The 21,226-nt window shown below is 65.6% G+C and carries 23 protein-coding genes; 22 read left to right on the forward strand and 1 reads right to left on the reverse strand.

The annotated features are described in order from the left end of the window. Positions 1–4: 4 nt before the first annotated feature. Positions 5–1,195 (reverse strand): hypothetical protein, encoded by a 1,191-nt coding sequence (locus tag ACSQ3O_RS10565; protein ID WP_436138812.1) that lies wholly within the window; start codon positions 1,193–1,195, stop codon positions 5–7. A gap of 336 nt (positions 1,196–1,531) precedes the next feature. On the opposite strand from ACSQ3O_RS10565, the gene ACSQ3O_RS10570 reads away from it, so the two are divergent. The 22 genes from ACSQ3O_RS10570 to ACSQ3O_RS10675 all read left to right on the forward strand — a co-directional run bounded on the left by ACSQ3O_RS10570 (position 1,532) and on the right by ACSQ3O_RS10675 (position 21,181). Beyond that, positions 1,532–1,792 (forward strand): hypothetical protein, encoded by a 261-nt coding sequence (locus ACSQ3O_RS10570; protein WP_212742262.1) that lies wholly within the window; start codon positions 1,532–1,534, stop codon positions 1,790–1,792. Positions 1,793–1,931: 139 nt separating this feature from the next. Then, a complete protein-coding gene (locus tag ACSQ3O_RS10575) occupies positions 1,932–2,210 on the forward strand; it encodes a hypothetical protein (protein WP_436138813.1) in 279 nt (92 codons plus the stop codon). Between the two features lie 145 nt (positions 2,211–2,355). Further along, positions 2,356–2,826, forward strand: coding sequence for a Spy/CpxP family protein refolding chaperone (locus ACSQ3O_RS10580; protein WP_436138814.1), 471 nt, complete (start codon positions 2,356–2,358; stop codon positions 2,824–2,826). A 16-nt stretch (positions 2,827–2,842) separates the two neighbouring features. Further along, positions 2,843–3,172 carry a hypothetical protein gene (locus ACSQ3O_RS10585; protein WP_436138815.1) on the forward strand — a complete coding sequence of 110 codons (330 nt, stop codon included), beginning with the start codon at positions 2,843–2,845 and terminating at the stop codon, positions 3,170–3,172. Positions 3,173–3,189: 17 nt separating this feature from the next. Beyond that, positions 3,190–3,876, forward strand: a complete 687-nt coding sequence (locus tag ACSQ3O_RS10590; protein ID WP_298452253.1) for a response regulator transcription factor — start codon at positions 3,190–3,192, stop codon at positions 3,874–3,876. Then, positions 3,873–5,261 carry a sensor histidine kinase gene (locus ACSQ3O_RS10595; RefSeq protein WP_436138816.1) on the forward strand — a complete coding sequence of 463 codons (1,389 nt, stop codon included), beginning with the start codon at positions 3,873–3,875 and terminating at the stop codon, positions 5,259–5,261. Before ACSQ3O_RS10590 ends, ACSQ3O_RS10595 begins: the two co-directional genes overlap by 4 nt. Positions 5,262–5,644: 383 nt before the next feature. Then, on the forward strand, positions 5,645–6,610 hold the full coding sequence (locus ACSQ3O_RS10600) for an ABC transporter substrate-binding protein (RefSeq protein ID WP_436138817.1): 966 nt from the start codon (positions 5,645–5,647) through the stop codon (positions 6,608–6,610). A 22-nt stretch (positions 6,611–6,632) separates the two neighbouring features. Next, positions 6,633–7,469, forward strand: a complete 837-nt coding sequence (locus ACSQ3O_RS10605) for an ABC transporter permease (protein ID WP_436138818.1) — start codon at positions 6,633–6,635, stop codon at positions 7,467–7,469. Next, on the forward strand, positions 7,466–8,245 hold the full coding sequence (locus ACSQ3O_RS10610; RefSeq protein ID WP_108625319.1) for an ABC transporter ATP-binding protein: 780 nt from the start codon (positions 7,466–7,468) through the stop codon (positions 8,243–8,245). The genes ACSQ3O_RS10605 and ACSQ3O_RS10610 overlap by 4 nt, the downstream gene beginning before the upstream one ends. 30 nt (positions 8,246–8,275) lie before the next feature. Further along, on the forward strand, positions 8,276–9,088 hold the full coding sequence (gene hutC / locus ACSQ3O_RS10615; protein ID WP_108497401.1) for a histidine utilization repressor: 813 nt from the start codon (positions 8,276–8,278) through the stop codon (positions 9,086–9,088). Positions 9,089–9,151: 63 nt separating this feature from the next. Next, the gene (gene hutH, locus ACSQ3O_RS10620; RefSeq protein WP_436138819.1) at positions 9,152–10,690 is read left to right on the forward strand and encodes a histidine ammonia-lyase; all 1,539 of its coding nucleotides are present in this window, start codon (positions 9,152–9,154) and stop codon (positions 10,688–10,690) included. Positions 10,691–10,729: 39 nt separating this feature from the next. Next, on the forward strand, positions 10,730–12,454 hold the full coding sequence (gene hutU / locus ACSQ3O_RS10625) for a urocanate hydratase (RefSeq protein ID WP_436138820.1): 1,725 nt from the start codon (positions 10,730–10,732) through the stop codon (positions 12,452–12,454). Positions 12,455–12,530: 76 nt separating this feature from the next. After that, positions 12,531–13,307: an IclR family transcriptional regulator gene (locus ACSQ3O_RS10630; protein WP_436138821.1), complete on the forward strand. Its 777-nt coding sequence runs from the start codon at positions 12,531–12,533 to the stop codon at positions 13,305–13,307. Between the two features lie 32 nt (positions 13,308–13,339). Continuing rightward, on the forward strand, positions 13,340–14,089 hold the full coding sequence (locus ACSQ3O_RS10635; protein WP_436138822.1) for a glutamine ABC transporter substrate-binding protein: 750 nt from the start codon (positions 13,340–13,342) through the stop codon (positions 14,087–14,089). Positions 14,090–14,115: 26 nt separating this feature from the next. Next, positions 14,116–14,784, forward strand: a complete 669-nt coding sequence (locus ACSQ3O_RS10640) for an amino acid ABC transporter permease (protein WP_108619023.1) — start codon at positions 14,116–14,118, stop codon at positions 14,782–14,784. A gap of 17 nt (positions 14,785–14,801) precedes the next feature. Next, positions 14,802–15,578 carry an amino acid ABC transporter ATP-binding protein gene (locus tag ACSQ3O_RS10645; protein ID WP_436138823.1) on the forward strand — a complete coding sequence of 259 codons (777 nt, stop codon included), beginning with the start codon at positions 14,802–14,804 and terminating at the stop codon, positions 15,576–15,578. A 61-nt stretch (positions 15,579–15,639) separates the two neighbouring features. After that, positions 15,640–16,527 carry a phytanoyl-CoA dioxygenase family protein gene (locus tag ACSQ3O_RS10650; RefSeq protein ID WP_436138824.1) on the forward strand — a complete coding sequence of 296 codons (888 nt, stop codon included), beginning with the start codon at positions 15,640–15,642 and terminating at the stop codon, positions 16,525–16,527. Positions 16,528–16,550: 23 nt separating this feature from the next. Then, on the forward strand, positions 16,551–17,159 hold the full coding sequence (locus tag ACSQ3O_RS10655; protein ID WP_436141105.1) for a HutD/Ves family protein: 609 nt from the start codon (positions 16,551–16,553) through the stop codon (positions 17,157–17,159). A gap of 88 nt (positions 17,160–17,247) precedes the next feature. Next, a complete protein-coding gene (gene hutI, locus ACSQ3O_RS10660) occupies positions 17,248–18,534 on the forward strand; it encodes an imidazolonepropionase (RefSeq protein WP_436138825.1) in 1,287 nt (428 codons plus the stop codon). Next, positions 18,531–19,943: a formimidoylglutamate deiminase gene (locus ACSQ3O_RS10665; RefSeq protein WP_436138826.1), complete on the forward strand. Its 1,413-nt coding sequence runs from the start codon at positions 18,531–18,533 to the stop codon at positions 19,941–19,943. The genes hutI and ACSQ3O_RS10665 overlap by 4 nt, the downstream gene beginning before the upstream one ends. A gap of 25 nt (positions 19,944–19,968) precedes the next feature. Then, on the forward strand, positions 19,969–20,784 hold the full coding sequence (hutG, locus tag ACSQ3O_RS10670) for an N-formylglutamate deformylase (protein ID WP_436138827.1): 816 nt from the start codon (positions 19,969–19,971) through the stop codon (positions 20,782–20,784). 193 nt (positions 20,785–20,977) lie between these two features. Beyond that, positions 20,978–21,181, forward strand: a complete 204-nt coding sequence (locus ACSQ3O_RS10675) for a hypothetical protein (RefSeq protein WP_137746519.1) — start codon at positions 20,978–20,980, stop codon at positions 21,179–21,181. Positions 21,182–21,226: the final 45 nt, after the last annotated feature.

A 21,226-nucleotide genomic window follows, 5' to 3' on the forward strand; every position in this document is an offset into this window, starting at 1 on the left:
GAAATCAACACTCCAGGCGCTCCCGGAGTTCGATGGCCTCATGCGTTACCAGCTGCTCTAGCTGCTGCTCGACGGCTTGAAAGTAGGCGTGGATGCTTCGGGTCTGCTCCCAAGCCGCGATAGCCGAAAGCAGGTCGTTCCGAGAATCCTGTCGAGCCTTTTCTTGGCGAGCCTTTTCTGCTTTTTCCCGTGCGCGCCGCCACTCTTCATCGCGTTTGCGTTCCTCCTCTGCAGCTCGCACCTCTGCCTCAGCTCCCTTGCGCTCAAGGTCCGGCACTGCAGCTTCTAGCGCTTTGACGATGCTGGGCATCATGGCGGCAAACTGTCCAGCCTTGCTTTCCCGCCAGACTTGGACCCATGGCACCCTCCAGTTTGCGGAGTAAGCCTGGAGCGCAAGCCTGCCCGATGCGATGTCGTCGTGTGTACGCCAGTAGTGAGGCTCTTTGAAGCGGCGCAATTGCTCAGACGTTAGGTCTCTGACAGGGACGTACTTATCGCTACCAACACGCATCATTTCGACGTTTTCCGTCATCTCGAACAAAGTGAGGCCGAGTTCCAATCTACCAATTCGGACGATGGTCACGCGGTCGGGAGACCAGACTTGCCGGTAGTACCTGTTTTTGATGGGTACCTCGCGCACGTCGACTTCAGCGCGACGGGCGTGTGCATTTGATGCGCCCAGAGCAACCTGGTGTTTCCTGCCCTCCAGCGCATTGAATAGGGCGTTCGCCGCATTCAATGCGTCATCCAAATGCTTCTCGGACACCACGATGTCTACAAGACACCTTTTATATGGGCGCAGAAGTTCGTTGTCCGTTGCACGGGTCTTGAGGAAGAGTGGTCGTGCGCCGACCAGTAGGTCGTGTCGTCGCTCCACCGGTGTCGTGGTGCTGGTCTGTAAGGCCGACTTTTTTCGTTTTTGGACGGCGGTTCGTTGGGCCGTTCCGATAGCTGCACCAGGCTTCCACTCAGTGATGTCGCTGAGCTGGGGCGCTGGAAGTGGAGGACGCGCCGGATTCTTGCCAAATTCCAGCTTCGCCCAATAGCCTCTTTCGGGGCGCGGCACTCGAAGTTCGGTGCAGACGCGTGCCAAATAGCTCGAAGAGACACCAAAGCCCTGCGCGACTTTGAGCATCGGCTCCCGCCATACCAGTTCGTAGAGCTGCTCTCGCGTGACTGATGCGGGCGTAGTCATAGCCATCTCCTGTGTCTCAAGTTACGGGCCTCTCCCCGTAGTGCAGCGAGGGCCTACCGGATTCCGTTTGGACACTTTATGGCTAACTTTTTCCCGTTCGGCCACTTTATGCTTTTTTGCAGGGCACCCGGTCATGCGCGCTCCCTGGGAGCCGCGGACAACATATGCTTAATTTTGCAGACAGGAAATGCGCAACGGCACATCAGCGAACGCTCTTTTTCATTAATAGGGCGCGTTTTGTCGCAATCACCCCTGCATTTGTAGGTGTGTGTATCGGCCCTTGATTAAGCCAACCCCACGCCGCACAATGCCCGCTCGTTCAAGCCGGAGGCCACTATGCCAATGGAGTACCTGCAGGGGCTGGCGCGGGATGAGTTGCCCCTCATTGAATCGGACGTCATCAACATCGACAAGCTACGGGTGTTGCGTGCTGCGGGCATGGTAGAGGTGCAGTTGCCACCGGTGGACGCGCCGCAGCAAAAGGCGCAGGTGCTCTACATCACCGGACTGGGGCGGGCCACCCTGCGTGCTGGTGGCTGGCCCTCTTCGGTGCCGCGTCTTCGACCACTGTGTGACCTGGAACCTTCTTTTGATTGATGGCTGTACGGGTGACGCGCGCCTGAGGCTCCGCTTCAATAGGGCGGCCCCGCGTGGCGCTGGTGTCAGGGGGGGCGGACGACGGTTCGCGCCCGTGTCCATGTCTGGCTGGGGCCATGATTCCCTGAGGGAGACCATGATGGTGCTGACCTTGCACATCCGGCATGAAGGCTCCCACCAGTACCTCGCCAGGGTGTTTGATGGCAAGGTGCAAGTAGGGCGCGCGACGCTGCATGGCCGCATCGACGAAGCCGTAGCTGCTTATGGCGCGAACGGCGATCAGTGGTTTCCGGGCGTGACGGCATTTGCCATCTGGTACGGTGGCTGGAGCATTGGCGCCAAGCCTTTGGCGCAAATGGAGGATGAGGCGGCGCTGCTGGCCAACCGGTTGGTGGTGTTGTCGGCCGTGGTCCGCTGAGCTGGGAGGGGCATAAATGCCTGTAACTCCCCATATGTCATACGAAACAAAATGAAATAAACCGAAACTGCGTCGAGACGACGTAGCGTGTGCCACGCGGCACCATCAGGGTCATGTTCAACACCGTCCTCGAAAGGACTGCATCATGAAACCCTGGATCAAGAAAACCCTGATGGGCATCTTCGGCGCTTCTATCGCGGTGGGCGGTCTGACGGCCTGCTCCAGCAGCAACCATCACCACCGTGGCCCCATGAGCGCCGAGAAGATGGCGGAAGTGCGTGGCAAGGTGGTCGAGCGTGTCAGCAGCAAGCTGGACCTGAACGAAGCACAAAAGGCCAAGCTCAATGTGCTGGCCGACAAGATGGAGGCGCAGCGCACGGCTTTGATCGGCAAGACGGCCGACCCGCGTGCAGAGATGCAGGCCATTGTGGCGGGCGAAAAATTCGACAGGGCCCGGGCCCAGACCTTGCTGGACGAGAAGACCCGCGCCGTGCAAACCAGCAGTCCCGAGGTGATCAACGCGCTGGCCGACTTTTATGACAGCCTCAACCCCGAGCAGCAGCACAAGGTGCGTGAGCTGATGCAGCGGCGCAAGGGCTGGATGGCGCGCGGTTGAGGCGGGGAGCATCACCATGTCCCCCACGCTGGAACCCATCCACCGCCTGGCGCAGGGTGTGCGCACGCACGGGCCTGCGTTGCTGGCGGGCATGTCCGATCCCCACGATGAGTTGATGTCCCTGGTCTGGGGCCCGCGTTTCGATCGCGAGCATGCGCTGGGCCTGGTGGCCCGGCAGCCCGAGGTGGCGGCCCATACCTTGCCCGCCTTGCTGGCCGCTGCCGATCATTTCGATGCACTCCATGCCGGAGCCCAGGGCCGCCTGCGCCGCTTGATAGTGCGGCACCGTGCACTGCGCGGAGTGGACGATGGTGGTGTTGCAGCCTTCGACGGAATGAACGCCTGACGGTGTGAGAATTGCGCATGCAACGCATCCTGCTCATCGACGACGACGCCCAGCTTGGGCCCCCGCTGGCCATTTATTTCCAGCGTTTCGAGCTGGAGCTGGTCCATGCCCTCAAGCCCAGCGAGGGGCTGGCCCAGTTGGGGGCTGGGGGTTTTGACGCTGCCATCCTGGATGTGATGCTGCCCGAGATGGATGGCTTCGAGCTGTGCCGCACCATCCGCAAGCAAGGCGATCTGCCCATCGTGATGCTCACGGCCCGGGGCGAGGTGATGGACCGCGTGGTGGGGCTGGAGCTGGGGGCGGACGACTACTTGCCCAAGCCGTTTGAGCCACGCGAGCTGGTGGCGCGGCTGCAGACCGTGCTGCGCCGCCGCCGGGGGCCAGGGCAGGGCGCGGCCGTAGGTTCGCTGGAGTTTGACGGGCTCACCATTGACGCCGCCCGCCGCAGTGTGTTGCGCCAGGGCCTGGCTGTGGAGCTGACCGGCACCGAGTTCGACCTGCTGCATCTGCTGGCCCGGGAGCCGGGCAAGGTGTTCAGCCGCGACGACATCCTGAACCAGCTGCGCGGCCACGAGGCCGAGCTGTACACCCGCGCCGTGGACATTGTGGTGAGCCGCCTGCGCAAGAAGCTGGAGCCGCTCGACTGCATCAAGACGCTGCGCAACGCCGGCTATTCGCTGGCCCTGCGGCGGGCTGCGCCATGATGCGGCTGCGGGACACACACGCGGCCCACGATCCCCACTGCCCGTGGCACCGCCGCGCGCGGCACGCGGTAGGGCATTCGCTGCGCATCCGCCTGGTGCTGGTGTTCATGGCCCTGGCCGTGACGGTGGCCATCACCTTCATGGGCGGGGTGCAGAAAGCGGTGGCCGTGGGTTGGAAAGAAGCGGCCCGCCCCCTGTTGATGGACTATGTGGACCGGCTGACCGCCGAGATCGGCAGCCCGCCCAGCATTGAGCGCGCCCAGGCCATTGCCAACCGCCTGCCTGTCACCCTGCGCATCGACGGGCCCCAGATCCACTGGGCTTCGCACCCCGACCAGCCGCGCCCCGACTGGATGAGCGACAAATTCCGCAAGCAGGACCACTGGGCGGGCGATGAAAGTGGCCACAACCTGCTGCAGCGCACCACGGCCGATGGCCACCACATCGAGTTTGGCCTGAACGCCCTGTCGTGGGAGAAGCGCCCGCGCATCGCCTGGGGCACGCTCACCGTGCTGCTGCTGCTGACGGCGCTGGCCTATGTGTATGTGCGCCACCTGCTGCGCCCGCTGGACGACATCCGCCAGGGCGCCCAGCGTTTTGGCAACGGCAACTTCGCGCAGCCCATCCCTGTGCGGCATGCCCACCGGCCCGACGAGCTGGGGCAGCTGGCGGCCACCATCAACACCATGGGGGATGACATCCACCAGATGTTGGAGGCCAAGCGTGCCCTGCTGCTGGCCATGAGCCACGAGCTGCGCAGCCCGCTCACGCGTGCCCGGCTGAACACCGAGCTGCTGCCCGAAACGGCCGACGTGGAGGCCCAGCGCCTGGCCCTGTTGCGTGACCTGGGTGAAATGGCGGGCCTCATTACCGACCTGCTGGAGAGCGAGCGCCTGGCCGGGCGCCATGCCGCGCTGCACCGCGAACCCACGGACCTCACAGAGCTGGCGCGCGAGGTGATCGCCGAGCTGGGCTCCCGCCACGCGGGCGCGGCGCAGATCGTGCTGCATGCGCCGCCAGACCTGCCAGCCGTCCGGCTCGACCGTTCGCGCCTGCGGCTGCTGCTGCGCAACCTGCTGGACAACAGCCTGCGCCACAGTGAATCGGCCGCCTTGCCCCCCGAGCTGCACCTGCGGCTGGAGGGCGACCGGCGCGTGGTGGAGCTGGAGGTGCGCGACCACGGCCGGGGCGTGCCCCCCGAACATCTGCCGCACTTGGCCCAGGCCTTCTACCGCCCGGACACCGCCCGCCAGCGCACCACCGGCGGTGTGGGCCTGGGCTTGTACCTGTGCCGTCTCGTGGCCCAGGCGCACGACGGCCAGCTGCACATGCGCAATGCCGAACCGGGCCTGTCGGTCACGGTGCGCCTGCCCGTGGTGGAGTGAGCCTCTGCCCCCAGGAGGGGGCGTAGTGTTGTCCCGCTGTCGCGGCGCCTGCCCGGCAGCGGCCTGCACTGGGGTGGTGCGATGGCCCTTGTGGATCCTTGGCCCGGTGATGGGAGGAGGGTTATGAAAGAAAATGGCCGTCACCGCGCTTTGGTAAAGCGCTTATAGCTATCAATTTGGTAGTAATTTTTTGCTTCTCTTCAGGCCCCGCAGAGTCCGCGTCGCCTGGCCCCGTTTTTGCTCTGTAGAGATCACCTCGCCCGATGATCCGGTTTTGCTGGTGTTTACCCTGTATATACAGGTATGCTCCCGGTGTCATCATGGCGACCGGAACGCGGGTGCGGGCCGGCTGGGGTGGTACTTTTTTCAAACAGGAGCAGATGATGACTCGATCGGTTGTGAAATGGACGTCGCTGGCAGCGGCAGCAGCATGTGTGATGGCACTGGCCGCACCGGCCCAGGCGCAGGACACCAAGATTGTGCTGGGCATGTCCGGCTGGACGGGTTTTGCGCCACTCACGCTGGCCGACAAGGCAGGCATCTTCAAGAAGAACGGCCTGGATGTGGAGATCAAGATGATCCCGCAGAAGGATCGCCACCTGGCCTTGGCCTCCAAGTCCATCCAGTGCGCCGCCACCACTGTGGAAACGCACGTCGCCTGGAACGCCAACGGCGTGCCCATCGTGCAGATCTTCCAGATGGACAAGTCTTACGGCGCCGACGGCATTGCAGTGCGCGGCAACATCAACAGCTTTGCCGACCTCAAGGGCAAGACCATCGGCGTGGACGCGCCCGGTACGGCCCCGTACTTCGGCCTGGCCTGGATGCTCAGCAAGAACGGCATGAGCCTCAAGGACGTGAAGACCACCACGCTGTCGCCCCAGGCCGCTGCCCAGGCCTTCGTGGCAGGGCAGAACGACGCCGCCATGACGTACGAGCCGTACCTGTCTACCGTGCGCGACAACCCTGCCTCGGGCAAGATCCTGGCCACCACGCTTGACTACCCCATGGTGATGGACACCGTGGGCTGCGACCCCACCTGGCTCAAGGCCAATGGCAAGGCCGCACAAGCGCTCACCAACTCGTACTTCCAGGCGCTGGACATGATCAAGGCCGACCCGGCCAAGTCCAACGAGATCATGGGCGCCGCCGTCAAGCAGACGGGCGAGCAGTTTGCCAAGTCCTCGTCCTTCCTGCGCTGGCAGGACAAGGCTGCCAACCAGAAGTTCTTTGCAGGCGAGCTGACCACCTTCATGAAGGACGCTACCGCCATCCTGCTGGAGGCCGGCATCATCCGCAAGGCGCCTGAAGACCTGAACGTCACCTTTGACGCCAGCTTCATCAAGTAAATAGACGGAAGAAGAGCGCTCCATGTCTGCCGTGCAACCCCTGTCCGTTACCGAGCCGAAAGCCCCCGTGCGCCGTCGCTCCCTGGCCCCCCTGGAGCCCGTGAGTGCCCGCGCCCGCTGGATGCTCGGGCTGGCCTTCTTCGTCGTGTTCGTGGCGGTGTGGGCGTTCTTCACGCTGGGCGGTTTTGTGTCGCCCACCTTTCTCGCCAGTCCCATCACCATGGCCAAGGAAGGCTGGCTGCTGTTCACCGAGTACGGCTTCATCAAAGACATCGGCATGACCATCTGGCGTGTGGTCGGTGGCTTCATCCTGGCCGCCGTCATAGCCGTGCCGCTGGGCATTGCGATGGGTGCGTACAAGGGCATCGAGGCGTTCTTCGAGCCCTTCATCTCGTTCTGCCGCTACCTGCCTGCGTCGGCCTTCATCCCGCTCTTGATCCTGTGGGCGGGCATTGGCGAGGCGCAGAAGATCCTCGTCATCTTCATCGGCTCGGTCTTCCAGATCACGCTGATGGTGGCTGTGACGGTGGGCGGCGCGCGGCGCGACCTGGTGGAGGCAGCCTACACGCTGGGCGCGGGCCACAAGGGCATCGTCACGCGGGTGCTGATCCCCGGCGCCGCACCCGAGATCGCCGAGACACTGCGCCTGGTGCTGGGCTGGGCCTGGACCTATGTGATCGTGGCCGAGCTGATCGGCTCGTCGAGCGGCATCGGCCACATGATCACCGACAGCCAGTCGCTGCTCAATACCGGCCAGATCATCTTCGGCATCATCATCATCGGCCTCATCGGGCTGGTGTCCGACTTCGCCTTCAAGGCGCTCAACCACCGCCTGTTTGCCTGGAGTTTTGTGCGATGAGCAGCGTATCCATCCAAGCCGTCTCGCGCGTCTTCGAGACCGCCAAGGGCCAGCGCACACAGGCGCTGCAACCGGTTGATTTTGAGGTGCGTGACAACGATTTCGTGACCATCCTCGGCCCCTCGGGCTGCGGAAAGTCCACGCTGCTGCGCATCGTCGCAGGGCTGGACCACGCGACCAGCGGCCGCGTGCTGCTGGACGGTGTGCCAGTGGAAGGCCCTGGCGCCGACCGCGGCATGGTGTTCCAGAGCTACACGCTGTTCCCCTGGCTCACCATCGAGCAGAACATCCGCTTCGGCCTGCGCGAGCGGGGCATGCCCGAGGCGCAGCAAAAAGAGCGCGCCGCGTACTTCATCGCCAAGGTCGGCTTGCGCGGTTTCGAGCAGCACTTTCCCAAGCAGCTGTCGGGCGGCATGCAGCAGCGCACCGCCATTGCGCGCGCGCTGGCCAACGACCCCAAGATTTTGCTGATGGACGAGCCCTTCGGCGCGCTCGACAACCAGACCCGCGTGCTCATGCAAGAGCTGCTGCTGGGCATCTGGGAGGCCGAGCGCAAGACCGTGCTCTTCGTCACCCACGACATCGACGAAGCCATCTTCATGGCCAACCGCGTCGCCGTGTTCAGCGCCCGGCCCGGCCGCATCAAGACCGAGCTGGCGGTGGACCTGCCGCACCCGCGCCACTACACGATCAAAACGAGCCCCGAGTTCATGGACCTCAAGGCGCGCCTCACCGAAGAGATCCGCGCTGAATCCATGGCGGCGGACCTGCACTGATCTGAACCTGCACCAGCCCCGCATCCACACATGAGCGCCCGTCCTTCCCGCCGCACTGCAGCCACTGCCCCGCGCAGCGCCACGCCCGCCAAGGCGGTGGTCGCCGTGGCTGCACCCGCGCAAGCCATGGCGCTGTACGAGCAGGTCAAGGACCACATCTCGCGCAAGATCCAGGAAGGCATCTGGCGCGCGGGCGACCGTTTGCCGTCCGAGAACGAGCTGGTCACCCAGTTCGGCATCTCGCGCATGACCGTGAACCGAGCGCTGCGCGAGCTGGTGGAGCAGGGCCGCATCGTGCGCGTGGCGGGCGTGGGCAGTTTTGTGGCCGAGGACAAGCCCCAGTCCACGTTGTTGCAGATTGCCAATTTAGCCAGCGAAATCCGCCAGCGCGGGCACGACTACCGCTGTGACGTGCTCACGGTGGAACGCACGTCCGCCACGCTGGAGGTGGCCGCCGCGCTGGACCTGCGCACGGGCGAGTCGGTGTTCCACTCGCTGTGCATCCACCGCGAAGACGGCCTGCCCGTGCAACTGGAAGACCGCCACGTGAACCCGCGCCAGGTGCCCCAGTTCGTCGCGCAGGACTTCACACTGCTGCAACCCTCCGAATACCTGGTGCGCAACGTGCCCTTCGACCAGATCGAGCATGTGGTCGATGCCGTCATGCCCACCGCCGAGCAGGCCGCGCTGCTGGAGATGTCTCCGCAGGAGCCCTGCCTGCTGCTCACCCGCCGCACCTGGTCGCGCGGCGTGCCCATTACCGTGGTGCGCTGCCTGCACCCCGCCACCCGTTACCGCCTGGGCAGCCGCTTCCGCGCCGACGGCAATCCCGTCGCCGGTTGAAAGTTTTCGCCAAAAGCACAGATTTTTTCGCTTGTACCTACTTGTATATACAGGATCAACGCCATGACACACAACGCTTCATCCCTCACCCTGCACCCCGGCCGCGTCACGCTGGCCGAGCTGCGCCGCATCCACGCGGGCCCTGTGCAACTGGTGCTCGATGCGTCGGCCCGCGCGGGTTTGCAGAAGTCCCTGGCCACGGTGCAGCGCATCGTCGATGAAGACCAGGTCGTCTATGGCATCAACACCGGCTTTGGCAAGCTCGCCAGCACCAAAATTGCGCACGAGCGCCTGGCCGAGCTGCAGCGCAACTTGGTGCTGTCGCACAGCGTGGGCACAGGCGACCCTTTGCCTGACGACGTGGTGCGCCTCATCCTTGCCACCAAGGCCGTGAGCCTGGCGCGCGGCCATTCGGGCGTGCGCCCCGAGCTGGTGGATGCGCTGCTGGCCCTGGCCAATGCCAACGTGCTGCCGGTGATCCCGGCCAAGGGCTCGGTGGGCGCTTCCGGCGACCTGGCGCCGCTGGCGCACATGGCCTGCGTGCTGATCGGCGAAGGGCAGGCCAAGGTGGATGGCAAGGTGGTGCCCGGTGCCGAGGCCATGCGTTCCATCGGCCTGCAGCCCTTTGTGCTGGGCACCAAGGAAGGGCTGGCGCTGCTCAACGGCACGCAGGTGTCCACCGCGCTCGCACTGGCCGGTTTGTTTGGCGCCGAGAGCGTGTTTGCCGCCGCGCTGGTGGCAGGCTGCTTGTCGCTCGAAGCCATCAAGGGCTCGGTCAAGCCGTTTGACGCGCGCATCCACGAAGCACGTGGCCAGGCCGGGCAGATCGCCGTGGCCGCCGCCGTGCGCGCGCTGCTCGACGGCAGCGCCATCGACCCCTCGCACCCCAACTGCGGCCGCGTGCAAGACCCGTACTCCATTCGCTGCGTGCCGCAGGTGATGGGCGCGTGCTTGGACAACCTGCACCACGCGGCGCGCGTGTTGACCATCGAGGCCAACGCGGCATCCGATAACCCCCTGGTCTTCGACAACGGCGATGTGATTTCCGGCGGCAACTTCCACGCCGAGCCCGTGGCGTTTGTGGCCGACATCATCGCGCTGGCCGTGGCCGAGATCGGTGCGATTTCTGAACGCCGCCTGTCGCTGCTGCTGGACCCGGGCCTCTCCGGCCTGCCCGCGTTCCTGATCCGCGACAGCGGCGTGAACTCCGGCTTCATGATTGCCCAGGTGACGGCTGCCGCGCTGGCGGCCGAGAACCAGTGCCTGGCCAACCCCAGCAGCGTGACCAGCCTGCCCACTTCGGCCAACCAGGAGGACCATGTCTCCATGGCCACCTACGGCGCGCGCCGCCTGGGCGACATGGTGCGCAATGCGGCAGTGATGGTCGGCATCGAGGCCATGGCGGCCGCACAGGGCATGGAGTTCGACAGATCCCTCAAATCTTCTCCCCTCATCGAACAACAGTTCGCCGCCATCCGCGAGCGTGTGGCCTACCTGGAGCAGGACCGCTACCTCGCCCCTGACATCGAAGCCATGCGCACCTGGGCCCAGCAGTCCACCTGGCCCGCAGCGCTCACGCAATGCCTGCCCAGCTTCGCCTGATTTTTTCCACGCACACCCACTGATTCACAGGAGCCCACCATGAACGCCAACGACGCCATCATTGCCGCCGCCTCCAACACCGACCCCCGCCACGACGCCAGCCGCGTGATCCGCGCGCCACGCGGCAGCCAGCTCACCTGCAAGAGTTGGCTCACCGAAGCGGCCTACCGCATGATCCAGAACAACCTCGACCCCGAGGTGGCCGAGCGCCCGCAGGACCTGGTGGTGTACGGCGGCATCGGCCGCGCCGCGCGCAACTGGGAGTGCTACGACCAGATTCTCGCCTCGCTCAAGGAGCTCAACGACGACGAGTCGCTGCTCATCCAGTCCGGCAAGCCCGTGGGCGTGTTCAAGACGCACGCCAACGCACCGCGCGTGCTGCTGGCCAACTCCAACTTGGTGCCCAAGTGGGCCAACTGGGAACACTTCAGCGAACTGGACCAGAAGGGCCTGTTCATGTACGGCCAGATGACCGCCGGCAGCTGGATCTACATCGGCACGCAGGGCATCGTGCAAGGCACCTACGAGACCTTCGCCGAGGCCGGCCGCCAGCACTACGGCGGCTCGCTGGCGGGCAAGTGGATCCTCACGGCGGGCCTGGGCGGCATGGGCGGCGCGCAGCCCCTGGCCGCCACGTTTGCGGGCGCGGTGTCGCTCAACATCGAATGCCAGCAAAGCAGCATCGACTTCCGCCTGCGTACGCGTTACGTGGACAAGCAGGCGCGCGACATCGACCACGCCATCGAACTCATCCTGCAGCACACAGCCGCGAAGGAGGCCATCTCCATCGCGCTGCTGGGCAATGCGGCCGAGGTGCTGCCCGAGCTGGTCAAGCGTGCCAGGGCAGGTGGCCTGACGCCCGACCTGGTCACCGACCAGACCTCGGCCCACGACCTCGTCAATGGCTACCTGCCAGCGGGCTGGACGGTGGCGCAGTGGCGTGCCGCGCAGCAGGACGTGAACCAGCATGAAGTGCTGAAGAAGGCCGCTGCCAAATCCTGCGCCGTGCACGTGCAGGCCATGCTCGACTTCCAGGCCATGGGCATCCCCACGGTCGACTACGGCAACAACATCCGCCAGGTGGCGTTCGACGAAGGCGTGAAGAGTGCTTTCGATTTCCCTGGCTTTGTGCCCGCCTACATCCGCCCGCTGTTTTGCGAAGGCAAGGGCCCGTTCCGCTGGGTGGCGCTGTCGGGTGACCCGGAAGACATCCGCAAGACCGACGCCAAGATCAAGGAGCTGTTCCCTGACAACAAGCATGTGCACCGCTGGCTCGACATGGCGGGTGAGCGCATTGCCTTCCAGGGCCTGCCCGCACGCATCTGCTGGCTGGGTCTGGGCGAGCGCCACATCGCGGGCCTGGCCTTCAACGAGATGGTGAAGAACGGTGAGCTGAAGGCCCCCATCGTGATTGGCCGCGACCACCTGGACACCGGCAGCGTGGCCAGCCCCAACCGCGAGACCGAAGCCATGAAGGACGGCACGGATGCCGTGAGCGACTGGCCGCTGCTCAACGCGCTGCTCAACACCGCAGGCGGCGCCACCTGGGTCAGCTTGCACCACGGCGGCGGCGTGGGCATGGGCTACTCGCAGCACTCGGGCATGGTCATCGTGGCCGACGGCACGGATGCAGCGGCTGAGCGCCTGGCGCGCGTGCTGGTCAATGACTGCGGCAGCGGCGTGATGCGCCATGCCGACGCAGGTTACGAGCTGGCGGTGGAAACAGCCAAGAAGCAGGGCCTGAAGTTGCCCATGGTGAAGTGAGCCGGTGAAAGTGAGGAAATGACAGGGATGTGAAAAAGGGAACTGCATTCCCATTCCGTGGGAATGCAGGGTTTGAATGCTGCAGCAATCCTTTGATACTGAGTCCATGCCCACCCGTGGACCGACCTCCGTTGCCGCCGCCGACCGTGTTCTGCACGTGCTGGCGGTGCTGGCGCAGCATGGTCAGCCCATGTCGGCGGCCGAGCTGATGGAGGCCACGGGCCTGGCGCGCAGCACGCTGTACCGGCAGCTCGCGCGGCTCAAGCTGTGGGGTTTTGTGCTGGAGAGCAACGGGCACTACGCGCCCGGCCCGCTCAGCCTGCAACTGGCTCTGGGCTTTGACATGGCGTCGCACCTGGTGCACCAGGCACGGCCGGACATGCAGGCGCTGGCCCGGCAGTCCCACGAAAGCGTGGGGCTGGTGGTGGCGGTGAACGACAGCGCGGTCTGCCTGGACATGGTGGATAGCACCCAGGCTCTGCGCTGTTCGTTTGAAAAAGGGCGCAGCGTGCCGCTGCGTGCTGGTGCTTCTGCCAAGTGCCTGCTGGCCCACGCGGCACCTGCTGCACGCAGTGCCATTCTGGATCTGCATTACGGCGCAGGCACTGCCGCGCGCCAGGCTGCGCAGACCGAGCTGGAAGGTATTGCCAAGGCGGGCTACGCCGTCAGCTCCGGCGAGGTGGATGCCGGTGTCTGGGGCGTCAGCGTTCCCGTGTTCGGCTCTCCCAGGCAGGCTGCAGGGGCCATCACCCTGATGGCCCCGATCTTGCGAGCCCAGGGGCAAGAGGCCGCGCTCACTGGCATGGCGGTGGTTGCCGCCGCGCGCATCTCCCGCCAGCTCACCCCTCCCTGAATTCCCTCACCCCTCCCCAAGGAGCTTTCCCCATGAACTTTCGTCGCAACCTTCTTCTGGCCAGCCTGGCCGCCGCAGCTTTTTGCACCACGGGTGCACAGGCCCAGGACAACGTCCTGCGTGTGGGCACCGATGCCACGTTCCCACCCATGGAGTTTGTCGAGAACGGCAAGCGCACGGGCTTTGACATCGAGCTGGTGGAGGCGATTGCGAAGACGATGGGCAAGCAGGTCGAGTGGGTGGACATCGACTTCAAGGGCCTGATCCCCGGCCTGATCTCCAAGCGTTTTGACATGGCCGTATCGGCCATCTACATCACCGACGAGCGCAAGAAGGTGGTGGACTTTACCGATTCCTACTACGCCGGTGGCCTGGTGGTGATGGTGAAGGCCGACAACAAGACCATCAACAAACTGGCCGACCTGGACGGCAAGAAAGTCAGCGTGCAGGTGGGCACGAAATCCGTAAGCTACCTGACCGAAAAATTCCCCAAGGTGCAACGTGTCGAGGTCGAAAAGAACCAGGAGATGTTCAACCTGGTGGACATCGGCCGCGCCGATGCCGCCGTGACCGGCAAACCCGCCGCCTTCCAATATGTGCGTACGCGCCCAGGCCTGCGTGTGCTGGATGAGCAGCTCACCACCGAGGAATACGGCATGGCCCTGCGCAAGGACACGCCCGAGCTGACGAAGGCCGTGAACGGCGCCATCACCAAGCTCAAGGCCGACGGCACCTATGCGGCCATCGTCAAGAAGTGGTTCAGCAACAGCGCTGCCAAGTAAGCCACCCACGGTTGCCGAACTGAGCCATGGAACTCGATTTTTCTCCTGTCTGGGCCGGGGTGCCTCAGCTGCTGGCGGGTGCGCTGGTGACTGTGGAAATCACGGCCGCCTCGCTGCTGCTGGGTTGCGTCATGGGCCTGCTGGTGGGTATTGGCCGCCTGAATCCCAAGCGCCGTGTGGTCTACGCCCTGTGCACTGCCTACGTGGCCGCAATCCGAGGCACGCCGCTGCTGGTGCAGCTGTTCATCCTGTTCTTTGGCCTGCCGCAGTTCGGCATCTTGCTGCCCGCGTTCGTGTGCGGCGTGATCGGCCTGGGCATCTACTCGGGCGCCTATGTGTCCGAGGTGGTGCGCGGCGCCATCCAGTCCATCGACAAGGGGCAGATGGAGGCGGCTCGTTCCATCGGCATGTCCTCAGGCCTGGCCATGCGCACCGTGGTGCTGCCGCAGGCGGTGGTGCGCATGATTCCTCCGCTGGGCAATGAGTTCATCGCACTCATCAAGAACTCGGCGCTGGTGTCGCTGCTCACCATCCACGACCTGATGCACGAGGGGCAGAAGATCATCAGCGTGTCGTACCGTTCGCTGGAGGTGTACTTGGCGATTGCGGTGGTTTATTTCATCCTCACCGGCATCACTACATTGGTGCTGCGCCGTATCGAGTTGCGCCTGCGCGCTGGGGGGATGGTGCAATGAAGAAAGAAGCACTTGCAATGAATGGAGCAAGCCAGGCCGCCGAGCCCATCGTGCGCATTCGCGGGCTGCGCAAGGCGTTTGGCAGCCATGTGGTGCTGAACGGTATCGACTTTGACGTGCTGCCGTCGCAGGTGGTGGTGGTCATCGGGCCCAGCGGCTCGGGCAAGAGCACCTTTTTGCGCTGCTGCAATGGGCTGGAGCAGCCTCAGGGCGGGCGTATCGACATATGCGGGCGCACGCTCGTGGAAGAGGGGCGCATGCTGCCCGACCATGACCTCAACGCGCTGCGCGAAGAGGTGGGCATGGTGTTCCAGTCGTTCAACCTGTTCCCGCACCTGTCCGTGCTCGACAACGTCACGCTGGGCCCGCGCAAGCTGCGCGGCCTGTCGCGCAAGGACGCCGAAGAGCGTGCCCAGGCGCTGCTGGCCAAGGTGGGCCTGGCGCACAAGGCCACGGCCATGCCCGCCAGCCTGTCGGGTGGGCAAAAACAGAGGGTGGCCATCGCCCGCGCGCTGGCCATGGAGCCGCGCGTGATGCTGTTCGACGAGCCCACCTCGGCGCTGGACCCGGAGCTGGTGGGCGAGGTGCTGCAGGTCATGAAGCTGCTGGCCAGCGAAGGCATGACCATGATGGTGGTCACGCACGAAATGGACTTTGCACGCGAGGTGGGCGATGTGGTCGTGGTGATGGACGGCGGCGGCATCATCGAGGCCGGTGCGCCGGCCACCATCTTCACCAACCCCACGCAGGAGCGCACGCGCTCTTTCCTGCAAGCCGTGCTCACGCGCGCCTGAGGCCCGAGGCTGGGAGCGGCGTGGTGCACCATGGTCAACAACAATCAAGGAGACAACCCCGATGCCCCAGCCTTCATCCGCCTTGGACACACCCTTGCAAGCACGCTTTCAGCAGCGTTTGCAGGAGCGCCTGACTGCAGACGACATTGCGCGCTTCGACCGCGATGGCGCCATCTGCATCAAGCAGCTGCTCACGCCCGATGAAGTCGCACTGCTGCGCGAAGGTATCGACGCCAACCTGGCCGCGCCCAGCCCGCGTGCCAAAGTGGCCAGCCGCCCGGATGACCCGGGCCGGTTCTTCGAGGACTTCTGCAACTGGCAGGACATCCCGCAGTTTGGCCGTTTTGTGCGCGAGACACCGCTGGCCCTGGCCGCGCAGCGCCTGATGCAGTCGCACACCGTGCGGCTGTACCACGACCATGTGCTGGTCAAGGAGCCGGGCACGCGCCAGCGCACGCCCTGGCACCAGGACCAGCCGTACTACAACATCGACGGCATGCAGAACATCAGCATGTGGATTCCGGTCGATCCGGTATCCCGTGCTGCGACGCTCGAATTTGTGGCCGGTTCGCACAAGGGCCCCTGGCTCATGCCGCGCACCTTCATGGACAACCAGGCCAAGTGGTTCCCCGAAGGCAGCCTGCAGGACCTGCCCAACGTCGAGGCCGACCGCAACGCCTTCCCCATCGTGGGCTGGGAGATCGAGCCCGGCGACGTGGTGTGTTTTCACATGCTCACGCTGCACGCAGCGGGTGGGGTAGAGGGCAGCAACCGCCGCCGCGTGTTCTCGGTGCGCTTTCTGGGCGACGACACGCGCCATGCGCCCCGGCCCTGGAAGACCTCGCCCGAGTTCCCCGGCCTTGCCGATGAACTGCCCGCCGGGGCTGAGATGAACCACCTGCTGTTCCCGCTGCTGATTGCGGGCGCAGAGCAGACCACGGCCAACTGACGAGGGATACAACGACGATGGCGATGCACTTTTTTGATCTGGCCACCACGCCCAGCATGCCCTGGAAAAACGGCGGCGGCAGTACGCAGGAGCTGGCCTGCTGGCCCCCGGGCGCGGACATGAACAGCTTTGAGTGGCGCGTGAGCCTGGCCACGGTGGATCGGCCCGGCCCGTTCTCCGTCTTCCCCGGCATCGACCGGCAGATCATGCTGCTCTCCGGCGACGGCCTGCACCTGCACAGCCCCAGTTGGGAGCACCGGCTGGAGCCGCGCTGGCAGCCGTTTGCATTTTCGGGCGACGACGCGGTGGACGGCGCCATGCTGGGCGGCACCTCCAAGGACTTCAACCTCATGCAGCGGCGCGGCCAATGGCAGGGCCCGCTGCGCGTGGTGGCCGATGCGCAATCGCCCGGCGGTGCGCCTGCAGGTTTGTGTCTGGTGCTGCAGGGCGACTGGCAGTGGGCGGCACAAGGCGCGGAACTCCTTGTGTTGACGGCGGGGCAGGGCTTTTGGTGGGGGGGCGATGGCGCACCTGTGCCGGGGCGGCTGGAGCCCGTGCAGGCAGCGGGCGCGACCGATGCGGCCGCACTGGTCTGGATCGCTTTGCAGCCCGGTGCAGCCGCAGAAATTTGAGAAAAAATGGCCGCTACCGCGCGATAGGTAAGTGCTGGCAGCTATCATTTATATAGCGTTTAACACGGAGCCCGTGGTGGGCAGGCAGATGCAAGACAAGGACAACAGCGGTCACCCCCACGGGGGGGCCGCCAGCGAGAGCGCCGATGGTGTGTGGCTGAACCTGAAGCCCGTGCCCGGCCTCTGGGTGGCCGATGAGCCTGTGCCCGAGGGCCAGCTGGCCTGTGTAGTGGTGCAGGGCGGCCGCATGGCCTGGGTGGGGCCCGAGGCGCAATTGCCCGCCGCCTACCAGCCACTGCGCCGCCACGACGGACGGGGCGCGCTGGCCACCCCTGGCCTGGTGGACTGCCACACCCACCTGGTCTACGGCGGCCAGCGTGCCAACGAATTCGCCATGCGGCTGGCGGGCGCCACGTATGAAGAAGTGGCCAGGGCGGGTGGCGGCATCGTGTCGTCGGTGAAGGCCACGCGCGCAGCGTCGGAGGACGAACTTTTTGCCCAGGCCGCACCGCGTCTGCAAGCCTTGCTGGCCGAAGGCGTGTGCGCCATCGAGATCAAGTCTGGCTATGGCCTGGCGCTGGAGCATGAGCGCAAGCAACTGCGCGTGGCCCGCCGCCTGGGCGAGGCGTTTGGCGTGACGGTGCGCGCCACCTTCCTTGGCGCGCATGCGTTGCCGCCCGAATATGCGGGCAAACCTGGAGGTAGCCAGGACTACACCGACCTTGTCTGCAATGAGATGCTGCCTGCGCTGGCGGCCGAAGGGCTGGTCGATGCGGTGGACGTTTTTTGCGAACGCATCGCCTTCACGCTGGCCGAGACCGAGCAGGTCTTCCAGGCCGCGCAGAAGCTCGGCATCCCCGTCAAGCTGCATGCGGAGCAACTCTCGGACATGGGAGGCTCGGCACTGGCCGCGCGCTACGGCGCGCTGTCGTGCGACCACATCGAACACCTGTCGGCCGACGGCATTGCCGCGATGAAGGCTGCAGGCACGGTGGCCGTGCTGCTGCCCGGCGCCTACTACACGCTGCGCGACACGCACCTGCCGCCCATCGCACAGCTGCGCGATGCGGGTGTGCCCATGGCGGTCTCCACCGACCACAACCCCGGCACCTCGCCCGCGCTCAGCCTGCTGCTCATGGCCAACATGGCCTGCACCTTGTTCCGCCTGACGGTGCCCGAGGCGCTGGCTGGCATCACCATCCATGCGGCACGTGCGCTGGGCCTGCAGGACACGCACGGCCTGATCGCGTCGGGGCGGCCCGCCAACCTTGTGCTGTGGCCGGTGGGCGAGGCAGCCGAGTTGGCCTACTGGTTTGGTCACAAGCCTGCCTGCACCATCGTGCGGCAAGGGCGCATTCACGGAGGCCGGGCATGAACCAGATTTTTGCTGCCGATGTGCTGCTGCCAACCGGCTGGGCGCGCGATGTGCTCATTGCGTGGGACGGGGCAGGGCGCATCACCGCCGTCACGCCCGGTGCGCAGCGGCCTGAAGGCGCAGCCATTGCGCCGGGCCCGGTGGTCCCCGGCATGCCCAACCTGCACTCGCACGCCTTCCAGCGCGCGTTTGCGGGCCTGACCGAATACCGGGGCGAAAGCCAGGACAGCTTCTGGAGCTGGCGCAACCTGATGTACCGCTTTGCCGCGCGCATCACCCCTGAGTCGCTGGAGGCGATTGCCACTTGGCTTTACGTGGAGATGCTGGAGGCGGGCTACACCAGCGTGTGCGAGTTCCACTACGTGCACCACGACCAGGATGGCCGTCCCTATGCCGACGACGCCACGCTGTCGCTGGCACTGCTGCGCGCGGCGCAGCGCGCGGGCATCGGCATCACGCTGCTGCCGGTGCTCTACCAGACCAGCGGCTTCGGCGCCAAGCCGCCGCGTGCCGACCAGGCCCGCTTTATCCGCAGCACGGACAACATGCTCTCTTTGTTGGAGCGCCTTGCGCCCGCTGCGCAGGCGCAAGCGGCCGTTCTGGGCCTGGCACCGCATTCGCTGCGCGCTGTGCCGCCCGACAGCCTGGCCGCTGCGGTGCAAGGCCTCACGGCGCTGAACCCGCATGCGCCCATCCACATCCACATCGCCGAGCAGACGCAGGAGGTGGAGGACTGCATTGCCTGGAGCGGCCAGCGCCCGGTGCAGTGGCTGCTGGAGCACGCACCCGTGGACGAGCGCTGGTGCCTGGTGCATGCCACGCACATGACGCCGCAGGAGTACCAGGACGCAGCGCGCACGGGCGCCGTGGCGGGCATCTGTCCCACCACCGAGGCCAACCTGGGCGACGGCATCTTCGACATGCCGCTGTGGCTGCAGCACGGCGGCCGCTGGGGTGTGGGCTCGGACAGCCATGCCTGCGTGAACGCTGCGGAGGAGTTGCTGATGCTGGAATACGGCCAGCGCCTGTCGCTGCGCCAGCGCAATGTGCTGGCCAGCGCCAGCCAGGCCGAGGTGGCCACGGCCATGACCTTGCAGGCGGTGCAGGGCGGGGCGCAGGCGTCCGGCCGTACGGTTGGTGGCCCGGCGGGCCTGGCCTGCTTGGCGGGCTTGGCCGTGGGCCAGCAGGCCGACATGGTGGCGCTCGATGCGCAGCATGTGGCGCTGGCAGGCCTGCCTGGGCCCAGCATGTTGTCGTCCCATGTGTTTGGCAGCCACCGCACGTCGGCCATTGACAGCCTGTGGGTGGGCGGTGTGCAACGCGTGGCAGCGGGGCGCCATGCCTTGCACGACACGGCCGCGCAGGCCTTTGTGGCGGCCCGGTCCACCACCATCGCTGCTGCTGATTGATTCTGTTCTTGCCAATTTTTTTGCCATGACCTACACCGCTCCCCCACCACCGTTCACCTTCCACCAGGGCACACAGCCGCTCCTGGTCTCCATGCCTCACGCGGGCACCTACGTGCCGCCCGCGCTGGCTGCGCGTTTCACCGACGAAGCCCGCCATGTGCCCGACACCGACTGGCACATGGAGCGCCTCTATGCGTTTGCGAAGGACATGGGCGCGTCCATCCTCGTGGCCACGCATTCGCGCTACGTGGTGGACCTGAACCGCCCACCCGATGGCGCGAGCCTCTACCCCGGCCAGAGCGTCACCGGCCTGTGCCCCGTAGATACATTTGACGACACGCCCATCTACGCGCAGGGCGATGTGCCTGATGACGCAGAAGTGGCCGCGCGCCGCGACGCCGTCTGGGCGCCGTACCACGCGCAGCTGCGCGCCGAGCTGGATCGCATCCGCGCCCAGCATGGCGTGGCCGTGTTGTGGGACGCGCACTCCATCCGGTCGGTGCTGCCGCGCTTCTTTGAGGGCAAGCTGCCCGACCTGAACCTGGGCACGGCCGATGGGGCTAGCTGCGACCCGGCGCTGGCACAGGAGCTGCAGGCGATTGCCCAGTCGGCGCCGGGCTACACCGGCGTGCTCAATGGCCGCTTCAAGGGCGGGCACATCACGCGCCACTATGGCCAACCCGCGCAGAACATTCACGCCGTGCAGCTGGAGATGACCCAGTGCAGCTACATGCAGGAGGCTCTGCCTTTTGACTACCTGCCCGATGTGGCGGCTGGTGTGCAGCCGCACCTGAAGCGCTTGCTGACTGCGGCGCTGGCGTTTGCGGCGGCACGCACCTAAGAGCCTGCTCACGATTCTCTGCAAGGTCGTTACCAGGCTCTCCGGCTGCGCTGCGTGGGCTCCTGATCTTTTGAAGGCGCGGCAGCGCAGTGGGGTGTTTTGGCAGGATGCCGGTGCTAGGATGGTTCCCCCGGCCTGACACAGGCCGTGGGGTGTGCCACCCGGCCACCTTTGCGGAAGGAGCCGCACCCTGATGGAATCTGCGGCCTATTACTACATGCCTTTGTTCCGGCCTGGTGCGGTCGTTCACCTGGGCCACCGGCGTGAAACGGTGAGCCACGTCATGCTGCGGCGCAGCGGCTTGATGGTGTACCTGGTAGGGCATGAGGCCCCAGTGCATCCCGACGCACTTCAGCTGGAGCCCAGTGCTTTCCAGCTCAGCCGTGTGCCGGACTAGTGCGGCACGGAATCAGTCCTTGTGCAGCGGTGCGCACGTTCAACG

The sequence above is a fragment of the Acidovorax sp. LjRoot74 genome (assembly GCF_964254355.1).
Classification (GTDB): Bacteria; Pseudomonadota; Gammaproteobacteria; order Burkholderiales; family Burkholderiaceae_C; genus Acidovorax.